13 protein-coding genes and 4 tRNA genes are annotated in these 13,642 nt (G+C 43.4%); all 17 read left to right on the top strand.

What is annotated here, in order from left to right; all coding sequences use genetic code 11:
- Nucleotides 1–113 precede the first annotated feature (113 nt).
- The 17 genes from H8B19_RS02455 (at nucleotide 114) to H8B19_RS02375 (ending at nucleotide 13,470) form a co-directional block, all read left to right on the top strand.
- Entirely contained in the window at nucleotides 114–1,157 is a 1,044-nt protein-coding gene (locus H8B19_RS02455) for a 2-dehydropantoate 2-reductase (protein ID WP_186505202.1), read from the top strand.
- Nucleotides 1,154–2,143 carry an XdhC family protein gene (locus tag H8B19_RS02450; RefSeq protein ID WP_186505201.1) on the top strand — a complete coding sequence of 330 codons (990 nt, stop codon included), beginning with the start codon at nucleotides 1,154–1,156 and terminating at the stop codon, nucleotides 2,141–2,143. The genes H8B19_RS02455 and H8B19_RS02450 overlap by 4 nt, the downstream gene beginning before the upstream one ends.
- Complete coding sequence (locus H8B19_RS02445; RefSeq protein ID WP_186505200.1) at nucleotides 2,140–2,736, top strand: nucleotidyltransferase family protein; 597 nt, start codon at nucleotides 2,140–2,142, stop codon at nucleotides 2,734–2,736. Before H8B19_RS02450 ends, H8B19_RS02445 begins: the two co-directional genes overlap by 4 nt.
- On the top strand, nucleotides 2,733–3,209 hold the full coding sequence (locus H8B19_RS02440; RefSeq protein ID WP_186505199.1) for a (2Fe-2S)-binding protein: 477 nt from the start codon (nucleotides 2,733–2,735) through the stop codon (nucleotides 3,207–3,209). The genes H8B19_RS02445 and H8B19_RS02440 overlap by 4 nt, the downstream gene beginning before the upstream one ends.
- Nucleotides 3,202–5,439, top strand: coding sequence for a xanthine dehydrogenase family protein molybdopterin-binding subunit (locus H8B19_RS02435; RefSeq protein WP_186505198.1), 2,238 nt, complete (start codon nucleotides 3,202–3,204; stop codon nucleotides 5,437–5,439). The genes H8B19_RS02440 and H8B19_RS02435 overlap by 8 nt, the downstream gene beginning before the upstream one ends.
- A gap of 663 nt (nucleotides 5,440–6,102) precedes the next feature.
- Nucleotides 6,103–6,510: a tol-pal system-associated acyl-CoA thioesterase gene (gene ybgC / locus H8B19_RS02430; protein WP_186505197.1), complete on the top strand. Its 408-nt coding sequence runs from the start codon at nucleotides 6,103–6,105 to the stop codon at nucleotides 6,508–6,510.
- Nucleotides 6,500–7,195, top strand: coding sequence for a protein TolQ (gene tolQ / locus H8B19_RS02425; RefSeq protein WP_186505196.1), 696 nt, complete (start codon nucleotides 6,500–6,502; stop codon nucleotides 7,193–7,195). Before ybgC ends, tolQ begins: the two co-directional genes overlap by 11 nt.
- 3 nt (nucleotides 7,196–7,198) lie before the next feature.
- Entirely contained in the window at nucleotides 7,199–7,627 is a 429-nt protein-coding gene (gene tolR, locus H8B19_RS02420) for a protein TolR (protein WP_186505195.1), read from the top strand.
- 1 nt (nucleotide 7,628) lies between these two features.
- Nucleotides 7,629–8,438, top strand: coding sequence for a cell envelope integrity protein TolA (tolA, locus tag H8B19_RS02415; protein WP_186505194.1), 810 nt, complete (start codon nucleotides 7,629–7,631; stop codon nucleotides 8,436–8,438).
- A complete protein-coding gene (gene tolB, locus H8B19_RS02410; RefSeq protein ID WP_186505193.1) occupies nucleotides 8,438–9,796 on the top strand; it encodes a Tol-Pal system beta propeller repeat protein TolB in 1,359 nt (452 codons plus the stop codon). Before tolA ends, tolB begins: the two co-directional genes overlap by 1 nt.
- A gap of 84 nt (nucleotides 9,797–9,880) precedes the next feature.
- Nucleotides 9,881–10,435: a peptidoglycan-associated lipoprotein Pal gene (pal, locus tag H8B19_RS02405; protein ID WP_186505192.1), complete on the top strand. Its 555-nt coding sequence runs from the start codon at nucleotides 9,881–9,883 to the stop codon at nucleotides 10,433–10,435.
- Between the two features lie 9 nt (nucleotides 10,436–10,444).
- Nucleotides 10,445–11,209, top strand: coding sequence for a tol-pal system protein YbgF (gene ybgF, locus H8B19_RS02400; RefSeq protein WP_186505191.1), 765 nt, complete (start codon nucleotides 10,445–10,447; stop codon nucleotides 11,207–11,209).
- Between the two features lie 116 nt (nucleotides 11,210–11,325).
- Nucleotides 11,326–11,401 (top strand) — tRNA-Lys (locus tag H8B19_RS02395).
- A gap of 38 nt (nucleotides 11,402–11,439) precedes the next feature.
- A tRNA-Lys gene (locus tag H8B19_RS02390) sits at nucleotides 11,440–11,515 on the top strand.
- An 80-nt stretch (nucleotides 11,516–11,595) separates the two neighbouring features.
- Nucleotides 11,596–11,671: transfer RNA gene (locus tag H8B19_RS02385), tRNA-Lys, on the top strand.
- 524 nt (nucleotides 11,672–12,195) lie between these two features.
- On the top strand, nucleotides 12,196–13,254 hold the full coding sequence (gene nadA, locus H8B19_RS02380) for a quinolinate synthase NadA (protein ID WP_186505190.1): 1,059 nt from the start codon (nucleotides 12,196–12,198) through the stop codon (nucleotides 13,252–13,254).
- Between the two features lie 125 nt (nucleotides 13,255–13,379).
- Nucleotides 13,380–13,470 (top strand) — tRNA-Ser (locus tag H8B19_RS02375).
- Nucleotides 13,471–13,642: the final 172 nt, after the last annotated feature.

Raw genomic sequence — 13,642 nt, 5'->3', positions numbered from 1 at the left:
CTTAGAAAAAGCGCCTCAGGGCGCTTTTTTTATGCCTGTGATGCAACTTGGCTTGCAGCGAACTTGGCATTAACGCTAGAGTGATAAAAAATAAAAAAACAACAGGCACATGGATGAAGCAACATCTGGTATTTGGTGCAGGTCTAATTGGCACCTATATAGGCTGCATGCTAAATGAAATGGGCTGCAGAGTGTCCTTAATCGGGCGCCAGTTATGGCTTGAGCAGTTTGATAGTACTTTCTCATTAACTGATTATCAGCAGCATCAGTTATTAACAGCGTTGCCCAACTGGCAAGATCTCGCCGGTAAGCAAGTGAGCAACAAAGAACTTAAAAAAGCGGATATCGTATGGCTGACTGTTAAATGCACCGGACTTGAATCTGCATTGCATGAGCTTATTCCTTTTGTTCATCCCGATACAACAATTGTTGCCTGCCAAAATGGCCTGGGCAGTGATGTGCTTATTCAGCAATTTTTTCCAGCTAATAAATTACTTAAAGCCATTGTTGGTTTTAATGTGGTTAAAACGGATAGCGGATTGCACAAATCAACCGAAGGTGATTTATACCTTGAAACAGGTGATAAACGTGAAGGCGAGCAGTTAGCTTCCCTGTTTAATCATCCTTTGTTTTTAGCGAAATCGATAGATAATATTGAAGCAATGCAATGGGCAAAGCTGCAATTAAATTTAGCCAATGCGGTCAATGCTGTGGCTGATATTCCAGTTAAACAAATGTTATTACAGCGTCCATATCGCCAAATTATTGCGCAATTAATGCGCGAATTGTTAGCCGTTACAAACGAAAAACAGCTTACATTGCCGCAACTTACCCGCGTTAAAGCCAGCTGGCTGCCGGGCATATTAAGTTTGCCTGATTGGTTATTCAAAAGAGTGGCAAATCAAATGCTGCAAATAGATGAGGATGCTTATACCTCTATGTGGTGGGACATTAAAAATAATAAACGCACCGAAATTGATTTTTTGAATTCGCAATTGGTAAAACAGGCTGAATTGGTTGATATTGCAACGCCGGTGAATCGTAGATTGGTTAAGTTAGTGCGTGATATCGAAGCCGGAATAACTGAAAACGGCATCGGTGCAGCCAGTTTACATAATATGCTTCTTAGTCCTGTGAATAACAGGAGTCAGTCGTGAATCATATTGTCAACCTGTTAAATCAGTGGTCACCGCGTAAAAATGAATGTAACTGGGCGTTAGGCACTATTATTGCCACTGAAGGCAGTTGTTATCGTAAACCCGGTGCCATGATGCTGTTAAACGACAGCGGGCAATATTATGGTCTGTTAAGTGGTGGTTGTTTAGAGGCTGATATTTTGCGTCAGGCCCGAAAATGCTGGGATAGTCATCAAGCCCGAATCATTGAATATGACAGCTCTGATGAAGGTGATTTCGCCTGGCAATTAGGTTTGGGCTGCGGGGGGAAAGTCACTATTTTATTGCAACCTATTACCGCCGAAAATCACCATCTTGAATTGATCACACTTCATGAAAACATGTTGTCGCATAATGCTGTGAATTACCAAATTGAAAGGCATTCACATGGTTATGTTAACAAGGTTTTAGAGCGACCAGATACAAGCGCAAAAACAGTACCGGTTATCTTATCGCACCGGATACAGCCACCGGTACATTTAGCAATATTTGGTGGCGGACTTGATGCATTACCACTGGTGAATATGGCCACTGAATTTGGCTGGCAAATTACTCTGTGTGACTCGCGCATGACGGATACCCGTGCCGTGAGTTTTAAAAACGCAACTCGCATTGTGCGCTTACCTTTGTCTGATATTGCTGACGAGCCATGGTTCGGCAGTGTCGATGCTGCAATAGTAATGAATCATCATATTGAACTGGATGCTAACGCTTTAAACTTACTTAAAAATGCTCCTTTGCACTATTTAGGTTTATTAGGCCCAGGCCATAGAACACAAAAAGTATTAGCAACAGCAGGCATTTCTGAAGCGCAATTGCCTGTGCTGTTATCTAACCCAATGGGGTTTGCGTTAGGTGGAGAGTTGCCCGAGTCGATTGCGCTGGCTACTTTAGCCGAGCTTCATAGCGTTATGTTTAATGGCAGAGATAAACCCAGTCAAAAAGATATATCTGGTAATGAGCCATGATTCATATTTGTACAGTCATACTTGCAGCAGGACAAAGTCAGCGTTTTAACGGTATTAAGCAATTAGCAAAGGTTAATTCAACAGGTAAATGTTTGTTGCAATATTGCCTTGAGGCATATGCTGACATGCCAGATATCAGTCTTGTGCTGGGAGCAAATGCTGAACAGATTCGGCAGCAGTGCAACATTTCCTTACCAGTGATTAAGAATTCAAACTGGCAACATGGTTTAAGTACCAGTATTGTTGAAGGTGTTAATAATTTGCCTGAAAAGTGTACACATATGTTAATTGGATTGGCTGACCACATCAGCGTGTCTGCAACACATATTCAGCAGTTATGTGATGCAGCAAAGCAATATCCAGCACATATTATTGTCAGTCAGTATGAAGGTATTGAAGGTGTTCCGGCTATTTTCCCCCGGCAGTTTTTTAAAGGGTTATTAGCTTTATCAGGTGATAACGGCGCGAAAAAAATCATTGATCAATATCCACAACAAATTCGTTCAGTAGCGCTGCAACAAGGTTGGCTGGATATCGATACTCAAACTGATTTGCAAAACTGGCTAAGCAGCCAAAAGGAGACAAGAACATGATTAGTTTTAATCTCAATAATAAACCTGTGACGGTTGATGCAGAAGCGGACATGCCCTTGCTATGGGTTATCCGCGATATGCTCAATATGACCGGCACAAAATATGGCTGTGGTATGGCGTTATGTGGTGCCTGTACCGTGCATTTGGATGGTCAGCCCATTCGTGCCTGCACTATGCCGGTGTCGGCAGTGGCAAATAAAAATATAACAACCATCGAAGGGTTGCCTGCGGATGGCAGTCATCCTGTGCAACAAGCCTGGGCAGAGCACAACGTACCGCAATGCGGCTATTGTCAGTCTGGTCAAATCATGAGTGCGGTTGCCTTGCTTGAAGGTAATCCCAATCCAACAGACGCTGATATTGATAATCACATGCAGGGCAATATTTGTCGTTGCGGCACCTATCCGCGTATAAAAGCTGCGATTAAATCTGCGGCCAGCGCCGTCAAAAAATGGGAGCCTAGCCATGAGTGATATCAATAACTTATCGCGTCGTCAGTTTTTAAAACAAACCGGGATTGTTAGCGGTGGTTTAGTCTTGGGGGCAAGTATGCCGGGCTGGGCGCCAGCGTGGGCAGCAACCGGCAGCGCCAATGCATTAAATTTGTTTGTGAGTATTCGCACCGACAATACGGTCGAAATTATTTGTCACCGCAGCGAAATGGGGCAGGGAATTCGCACCGGATTGCCGCAGGTGCTTGCCGATGAATTGATGGCTGACTGGAGCAAAATTGAGGTAATACAAGGCTTGGCTAACGAGGAATACGGTAGTCAAAACACCGATGGTTCTCGCTCCATGCGCCATTTTTATTCTGTCATGCGAGAAATGGGCGCATCGGCTCGCGCTATGTTAGAACAAGCGGCGGCCAATAACTGGGGCGTTGCGAGTGATCAGGTTGAAGCACTGGATCATCAGGTGGTGAATAAACTCAATGGTCAGAGTTTATCCTTTGGACAGCTGGCTCGTGCTGCATCATTGCTCGAAGCACCCAAAAAACAGGATTTAACCTTTAAATCACCAGCTGACTTTAAATATATCGGAAAAGGCTTATCCAGTGTGGATATGTCAGCGTTTGTAACGGGTAATACCACCTACGGCCAGGATGTTCAGTTACCGGGAATGTTGTATGCCAGCATCGAACGTGCGCCAGTGTTAGGTTCTAAGTTGGTTAGTGTTGATGACAGTGAATGCCTGAAAGTAAAAGGCGTTTTAAAAACGATAAAAATGCCCGATCAAACCTTGCCTGCAGTGTTTAAACCGCTACCCGGTGTGGCTGTGATCGCAACCAATACCTGGGCTGCGATACAAGGGCGTAAAAAACTAAAATTAGACTGGGATACCGGTGCGAATAAACAACACGATTCAGCTGCTTTTCATGCCGATATGCAAAAACGCATTGTGTCTAAAGGCAAAGTGTTTCGGCACGCGGGGGATGCTTATACTGCAATGGAATCTGCCAGTGAACGGATTAGTGCACAATATAATGTGCCTTATCTGGTGCATGCGCCAATGGAGCCGCCAGCAGCTACCGCTCAATTCAAAGACGGGATGATGGAAATCTGGGCGTGCACTCAAACACCGCAGAGCACGCAAAATACCGTCGCTAGCATCTTAGGTCTGGATAAAAATAAGGTGAAAGTACATGTGACTTTGTTAGGTGGCGGATTTGGGCGTAAATCCAAACCTGATTTTTCGGTGGAAGCGGCATATCTGGCACAGCAAACAGGCAAACCGGTAAAGGTATGCTGGACGCGGGAAGACGATATCCAAAATGGTTATTACCACGCCATAAGCAGCCAGTTTTTCGAAGCTGGTATGGATGAAAGTGGCAAAGTCACTGCCTGGATCCAGCGCACTAGCTTCCCGTCAATTAGTTGGACCTTTACCAGTACCACAGACGAACCATCTGGAGGCGAACTGGGCTTAGGTTTTGGTGATGTACCGGTCGATGTAGCCAATCTATCTTGTGAGACTCACAAGGCCACAGGACATACCCGAATTGGCTGGTTACGTTCGGTATGCAATATTCAACATGGATTTGCGCTGGGTTCATTTGTTGACGAATTAGCCTCAGCGTCAAAGCAGGATACTCAGTCAATGTGGCTGACTTTGCTGGGTGAAAACAAAATTACCAATCCAAACAAACAAGGTTATGAATACGGCAATTATGGTGATCCGCAGGAAACCTTTCCTATCGATGGTGAGCGTCTAAAAGCGGTGTTAAATCGGGTATGTAAAGAAGCAAATACAGCGGGACCTACTGTTAAAAATGAAGCGTGGGGCATTAGTGTGCATCGCAGTTTTGTCTCCTACTGTGCTGTCGCCACTAAAGTACGAGTGGAAAATAACAAACTGACCGTATTAGAAATGCATCTGGCTACCGATTGTGGATTGGCTGTTAATCCAGACCGGGTTAAATCGCAGATGGAAGGGGCGATGGTATTTGGTTTGTCGCTGGCTTTGATGGGCGAAATCACCTATAAAGAGGGAGCCGTGGTGCAATCTAACTACCATGACTACCCTGTTTTGCGCATGCCTCAATCCCCTCCCATGCAAGTTTATATTCTGGAAAATGATCATCCACCTGGTGGAGTCGGTGAGCCGGGTGTTCCGCCAGTTGCGGCCAGCCTTACTAATGCGATTTATCACGCGTGCGGAAAACGTATCCGTGATCTACCTGTCAATAAAGTGCTGACTGTCTAGAAATTGGTATACGCTGCGTCATTTTAAGCAAAAAAAAGCCCGCTCAATGAGCGGGCAAAACAACAAAGTTGATAAGGGAATTACAATTCCAGGGAACATGTCTGTTTATCGCAAGAAGGATAAAGCAGGGAATCTGGCTATGATGGTTACCCATCGTTGCGCTAGCTCAGAAAACGAGTGTCATTATAGTGGCGAATAAATTCTCATCAATTGAGAAAAATTACATTTTTGTCATTAGAAAATCTAATCCATAATTATTTTATCAAGCTTTATTTAAGTCTATTGGTTTTATTTAAACCCTTTAAAAATGCATTATTATGATCAAGTCCGCACGGGTGGTTAATTATTATTCCATTAGAAATAGTTTTGCTAAATCTGTGATTTTGTAAATGTTTTATATGAACTTGTTAACGCAATGTATCTAAATGTGAGGTATTTGATTAAGTTAGCGCTAACATAAGAGGATGATTATCTAACTAAGCCTTTCTTTTTACATAATTTTTATTAAAAACTTTTATCGCTTTTTAGGCGTTTCTATTGAATATGCATAAATATTCATAATTTATTCAAGTTAATCAGTATAAAATCATCGGTAACTGGCTACTCACAAGCGAATAAATATATGTTACCTTGTGTTAATTAACATGGTTGACGTCAGATTGTATGAGGGATGAACACGAATTCAGTGTCCGGGTCTATTATGAAGATACGGATGCTGGTGGCATAGTTTATTACGCCAACTACCTTAAGTTTTTGGAGCGAGCTCGCACAGAATGGTTAAGGGAGTTAGGTATTGAGCAGGACGAACTATTAACCCGTCATATCGGCTTTGTCGTAAGGCAGGTAAATATGGATAATCTCAGAGCTGCGGTATTTAATGCGCAGTTGGTTATTCGTTCCCGAATTGTTCAGTTAAAAAAAGCCAGTCTTGTTTTTCATCAGCAAATATTCAATCAACAAAATGAACTTTTGGTGGATGCGACCATTCATATCGCATGTGTTGATTTAGCCAAAATGCGAGCGATCGCGATACCAAGCCATATAAGAGAGGAACTCCTGCGTGTCTGCTGAATTATCTTTTTTTGATTTATTCTGGCAAGCCAGTTTGCTGGTAAAACTGGTAATGTTAATTTTATTGCTTACTTCGATTGTATCCTGGGCATTTATTTTCCAGCGCAGTAAAACGCTAGGTAATGCGCAACGGGAAATGCGTAAGTTCGAAGATAAATTTTGGTCCGGTGTTGACCTCAATCGCTTGTATCAGGAAATTTCCGCACGCCAGGTAATTTTGGGTATGGAAAGTTTATTCTGTGCGGGGTTTAAGGAGTTTATCCGCTTACGTAAAAGCCCAACAACACCCTCAAATGCAGTTATGGATGGTACCTATCGGGCAATGCGTGTTGCGCTCTCGCGCGAAATTGATGAACTGGAAAAAAATCTGGCGTTTCTGGCTACGGCTGGTTCTATCAGTCCATACATTGGTTTGTTTGGCACAGTTTGGGGCATTATGACGGCATTTATTGCTTTGGGTGAAGTGCAACAGGCAACGTTGGCCATGGTTGCTCCGGGTATTGCCGAGGCATTGATTGCTACCGCTATGGGCTTGTTTGCAGCCATTCCGGCTGTTATTGCTTATAACCGCTTTAGCCATCAGGTTGAAAAACTGGAAAACAACTACAGTAACTTTATGGAAGAATTCTCCAGCATTTTACATCGTCAGACCTTGTCATCTGAAGGCACAGTGCGCGAGGGGTAATAAATGTATATCCGTAAAAAGCGCAAGCCTGTTTCTGAAATTAACGTGGTGCCATACATCGATGTGATGTTGGTGTTGTTGATTATTTTCATGGTAACGGCTCCACTGGTTACTCAAGGGGTCAAAGTCGATTTACCCAAGGCGTCCGCGGAGCCATTAAAAGATGAGAGTAAACCGCCACTTATCGCGACTGTTGATGCGGAAGGCCAGTATTATTTGAGTGTGGGTGACAGTCAGGATAAACCCATGTCTGCGGAAGATTTAGCTACGTTAGTTGCCAGACAATTGCAAAAAGATCCTGAAATACCTGTGGTAGTTAAGGGAGATGGGGCCGTGGCATACGATCAGGTCGTACAACTGATGGTGTTATTGCAGCGAGCGGGCGTACCTTCTGTGGGTTTAATGACGGATTCTCCGGAACAGAAAAAATAGTATGAGTGCATTATCAGGCTCGATTTGGAAATCGGCTTTATTACATGTTGTGATTGTGACTCTGCTGATGTTAAGTGTTGATATCAGCTCTACACCACAAAAACCAGCCGAATTATCCATGCCAATCGTAAAAGCCGTGGTGGTTGATGCAAAAACGGTCGAGCAACAACGTCAAAAACGTGAGGATGTCAAACGTGAAGCAAGGGAAGAAGCGCAGCGGAAAGTTCAGGAAGCGGAACGTCGTCGGGTGGCAGAACAAAAACGTAAGGAACGTATAGCGGCTCAGGCGAAGGAAAAAAAGCGTAAAGAAAAAGAAGCTGCAGAAAAGCGTGAACGCGAGCGTCAGGAAAAAATAAAACGTGATAAAGAAGAGGCGCGTAAAGCAAAAGAATTAGAAGAAAAGAAAAAACGTGAAAAAGCAGAAGCTGAACGCAAGAGAAAAGCGGCTGAGGAACAAGCGCGGCAGGAAAAAATAATGGCTGAGCAATTACAGGCAGAAATGGCCGCACGTCAAAGAGCGCGTAGTCAGCAAGTGTTGTCAGAGGTAGAGAAGTATAAGTCGTTAATCTACACCACCATTCAACGCAATTTATTGGTGGATGACTCGATGAATGGTAAAAAGTGTCGTTTGAATATTCGTTTAGCGACAACAGGTTTCGTAACCAGTGTACAAGTTTTAGGCGGTGACCCAATCGTTTGCGAAGCAGCACGACGAGCGGTATTGAAATCGGAAACCTTACCGGTATCATCAGAGCCGGATATATATGAACAATTACGTAATATCAATTTAACAGTAGAACCGGAGCTATGATGTTCAAACCCTTTGTGAGACTGAGTGTATTAATACTGAGCTTATTTAGTGTAAGCAGTTTTGCTGCCTTGGAAATTGTGATCACTGAAGGGGTTGATTCAGCCCGGCCAATAGCGGTTGTCCCTTTTAAATTTGTTGGGCAAGGCCAGTTACCCGGAACCTTAGCCGATGTGGTGTCTGCTGATTTACGCCGCAGTGGTAAATTTAATCCGATGAATCCGGCACATATGCCACAATTCCCCGGTGAAGATGGTGATATCGATTATGCGGCCTGGGCATCTGCCGGGGTGGAGGCCGTGGTGGTGGGGAAAATTGAGGAAGTTTCAATTGACCGCTATGCCGTGAGCTTTGAACTGGTTGATGTTTTACGTGGTCAGATCACCGGTGGTCAGGCGCAAATGTTAAGTAATGGTCGTCTGGTAAAATCAAATGATCATATTTTAGATAGTCGTAAAACGGTAATTAACGGCAATCAGTTTCGTCAATATGCGCACCGTATCAGCGATATTATTTTTGAAAAATTAACCGGTATTCGTGGGGCTTTCTTAACTCGTATTTCTTATGTGATTGTGCGGGATCGTGCGACAAATGAGTATCCCTATCAATTAGTCGTTGCTGACTACGATGGTGCTAATGAGTCTGTGTTATTACGTTCGCGTGAACCATTAATGTCACCCGCCTGGTCGCCCGATGGTAATAAACTGGCGTATGTCAGTTTCGAAAATAAACGCTCTGAAATTTTTATGCAGGATATCTATACCATGCAGCGTGAGCGCTTGACCTCATTTCCTGGAATAAACGGTGCGCCCGCTTTCTCTCCAGATGGCAAACAACTGGCTATGGTGTTGTCGAAAGATGGTAATTCTGAATTGTATGTAATGGACCTTGCCAGCAAACAAATGCGCCGTTTAACTAAAAACCGCAATATTGATACAGAGCCAGCCTGGGCACCTGATGGTAAAAGCATCATTTTTAGTTCGGAACGGGGTGGTAAACCACAGATTTATCGAGTAAATTTAGCATCAGGACAAGTCAGGCGTCTGACTTTTGACGGCGAAATGAATCTGGGAGGGACCTTTACACCGGATGGTCGTCAGCTGGTATTGGTTAATCGAACAAGAGGCGATTACCGTATCGCTAGATTAGATATTCAGTCTGGGGCAATGCAGGTTCTAACCAGAACCGAATTGGACGAGTCGCCAAGCATTGCGCCAAACGGTAGTATGATCATGTACAGTACGTTAGATGGTGGAAAGCAGGTGTTGTCGTTAGTGTCACTTGATGGGCGTTTCAAAGCGAGACTCCCCGCGGCAAATGGGCAAGTGAAGTCACCGAGCTGGTCACCCTTTTTACGATAACGTATGACACTATTCAGTATTATCCGTAGCTGGATAGCAATGATAATTAAATAAACAACTTGAATAACGATAAGGATCTACAGGATGCAACTTAACAAAGTGTTAAAAGGCTTAATTATTGCGTTACCGGTGATGACCATGATGGCATGTTCTTCTAATTCCGGTGTTCAGGAACAAGCTGATACTAATGCCGATGCTGCGGCACAATCTTCTTCTCAATCACAGGATTCAGGTGTTCAGGTTGGTGCAATTGAAAAAACAATGAGCCCAGAAGAGCAGCTGCGTGAAGACAAAAATATGCTGATGCAACAAGAACAGGTGGTTTATTTTGATTTTGACCGTGCCACGTTGCGTTCAGATGCTTATTCAATTTTGGATAAACACGCTGCATTTTTAGTGAAGCACCACAATGTAAATGTTGTAATTGAAGGTCACTGTGACGAGCGCGGTACACCAGAATACAACATTTCTTTGGGTGAAAGTCGTGCGAAATCTGTTGCTACTTACCTGCAAAATGCTGGTGTAAGCCCAAGTCAGATTTCTGTTGTTTCTTACGGTGAAGAAAAACCAGTGAATCCTGCTCACACTGAAGCAGCGTTTGCTGAGAACCGTCGTGGGGTTTTGGTTTACCAAAACTAAGATAACAGGATGAGCAAAAACACCCTTGTTTTGTTGTCCTTGTTGGTTTCAGGCTCTGCAATAAGTGCAGGGCCTGCACCCGTTGTGGACGTTAATGGTGGTAATCTGGAACAGCGTCTTTCTACTTTAGAGAGAATGGTTGGTACCCGAACCCAAATGCAACAGCAAATGCAGCAGCAGCTTGATTCTGTGCAGAATGAAGTAAACGAGCTGCGAGGTTCTGTTGAACTACACACTCATAAACTTGAGCAGATTCTGGAACGGCAACGTGAGCTTTATCAGGAAATTGATAAGCGCATAGAGTCTGTTATGCAGAAAAAACCTGCTTTAACTCCAATGTTACCTGTACCTGATGGCTCTCCTGCGTCTACGACGCCAGCTGCGCCTGATCCGGTTGCAGGTGAGAGCGAAGCTTACGATCAGGCTGTTAACCTCATATTAAAGGAAAAGCGTTACGATGATGCTATTCCGATGTTTGAAGCCTTTTTGCAAAAATATCCTGACTCGTCCTATGCTGCAAATGCATATTATTGGTTAGGACAGTTGTTGTTTAACAAGCAAAACTGGTCTGAAGCTAAGAATAAATTCTCTTATTTGGTTGCAACCTACACTGATTCAACTAAGCGTGCAGATTCTATTTTGAAATTGGGCATGATTGCGCAAAAACAAAATAATCTGTCTGAAGCAGAGCAATTATTTAATCAGGTTGTAAGCGAATATGCCGGCACTACCGCAGCTAAACTTGCTGAGAGTCGATTAAAAAATATCAAATAGCTGGCTTTTTTGATGCTATTTTCGGCAGTTAAACACTTATCTGATATTTTTGTTTGTTTTAGGTTGCGTCGAGGGCATAAATAAGTATTATATGCCGCCGTCGAGACAGACAGAGCGGGTCGTTAGCTCAGTTGGTAGAGCAGTTGACTTTTAATCAATTGGTCGCTGGTTCGAATCCAGCACGACCCACCACTCCCTCAGTTTCGCGCGTCAGTAAAATTAATTAAGATGGGTCGTTAGCTCAGTTGGTAGAGCAGTTGACTTTTAATCAATTGGTCGCTGGTTCGAATCCAGCACGACCCACCACTCTTAGTAATTTTCAGCAATTTGATTTGTTAGTAATCAGTTGCAATCACAATACAACATTCTTTCCAAGTTGTTTAAGTGGGTCGTTAGCTCAGTTGGTAGAGCAGTTGACTTTTAATCAATTGGTCGCTGGTTCGAATCCAGCACGACCCACCACTTTCTTTTATTTTCAATGTTAATCTGGATGAGAATCAGCGAAGCTGGTACGAAAAAATTGTCTGGAACAATTTTTAACGCACTTGAGTGCGGCCCGCAGGGCAAAATACAGGACGTATTTTGTAATCCAGCACGACCCACCACTTTATTTTATTTTCAATGTTAATCTGGATGAGAATCAGCGAAGCTGATACGAAAAAATTGTCTGGAACAATTTTATTCATGACATCCTGTCATTCACCTGCTTCGCAGGCCAGCTAAAGCTGTTATATATCGTTCCAGACAATATTTGTTTAACGCACTTTTATTCGCACCATCCATGTAGCTCACCTGCTTTGCAGGCTAGCTGAAGCTATTCAAATGAGTTCCATACTCATTTGTGTGCGGCCCGCAAGGCAAAATACAGGACGTATTTTGTAATTCTAAAGAAATCTAACTCATATAATTGTGCCTTAAAGCCTTTGATTTCCAAGCTTTAGCGAATGCTGTATAATGCAAGGTTCCGTTATTATATGAGTTGTACCATGAATCAGGCCGTTAATCTGGATATGCTGGATTATCCATTTCCTCCTAAACCACAACCGCTAACTGATGCGGAAAAACAAGCATATAAAGAACGTATTAAAGTTTTATTACGTGAAAAAAATGCTGTGTTGGTCGCGCATTATTATACTGACCCTGAAATTCAGGCGTTAGCAGAAGAAACCAATGGTTGTGTGGCTGATTCTCTAGAAATGGCAAGATTTGGACGTGATCATCAAGCTGATACGTTAATAGTCGCTGGTGTGAAGTTTATGGGGGAAACCTCTAAAATTTTAAGCCCTAATAAAAAAGTATTAATGCCAACACTCGAGGCAACTTGTTCTTTGGATCTGGGCTGTCCGGTTGATGAATTTAGTGAATTTTGCGATGCGCATCCAGATCACACTGTGGTGGTCTACGCCAATACATCGGCTGCAGTAAAAGCGCGTGCTGACTGGGTAGTGACTTCGAGTATCGCGCTGGAGATTGTTGAGCATCTTGATTCTGAAGGTAAAAAGATTATCTGGGGGCCCGATCGCCATTTAGGAAGTTATATTCAGAAACAAACCGGCGCAGATATGTTGATGTGGCAGGGGGCTTGTGTGGTGCATGACGAATTTAAAGCTAAAGCCCTGGCTAATCTAAAACAGCAATATCCTGACGCTGCGGTGTTAGTTCACCCTGAATCGCCACAAAATATTGTTGAAATGGCCGATGCTGTTGGTTCAACGTCGCAGTTGATTGCCGCTTCCCAGAAAATGGATAACGAGACTTTTATTGTCGCCACTGATCGCGGTATTTTTTATAAGATGCAACAACTTGCTCCAGAGAAAACCTTTATTGAGGCACCAACGGGCGGTAATGGCGCAACCTGTCGTAGTTGTGCACATTGTCCCTGGATGGCAATGAATGGCTTACAAGCGATTGAGAGTGCGTTAACGGATGGCTCAGGCCATGAGATTTTTGTAGATGAAGCATTACGTCATAAAGCGTTAATTCCGTTAGATCGTATGCTTGATTTCGCTCAACAATTAAAAATGCAGGTTAAGGGCAACGCTTAATAACCTTGTTTGATGAATTATCGTTCAAACTAAACCTAAAAGGATATTAGTGCTTGATATAAAAGGGTGAATTCCATAAGATACGCGCCCTCAGAACATAGTTCGATGTTGTTCTTACAGAATTTGGTGAGGTGGCTGAGCTGGCTGAAGGCGCACGCCTGGAAAGTGTGTTTAGGTTAATCCCTAACGAGGGTTCGAATCCCTCCCTCACCGCCATTATAAAAGAAAAGGCTCATGCATTTGCATGGGCCTTTTCTTTTTTGGTGGACGACGGATGAGAACCCTCGAGGTTCGACAAATTCGTCTGGAACCTGAAGAATCCCCACAAAATTGAACATTCATGGCTTTTAGCGATCTGATCAGTCGCCAAACCTACAAGAGCACTAGC

Source organism: Neptunicella marina (assembly GCF_014270035.1).
In the GTDB taxonomy this organism is placed as follows: Bacteria; Pseudomonadota; Gammaproteobacteria; order Enterobacterales; family Alteromonadaceae; genus Neptunicella; species Neptunicella marina.
Note: the sequence above shows the minus strand (reverse complement) of the source record. Positions and strands in the feature narration are given on the sequence as shown.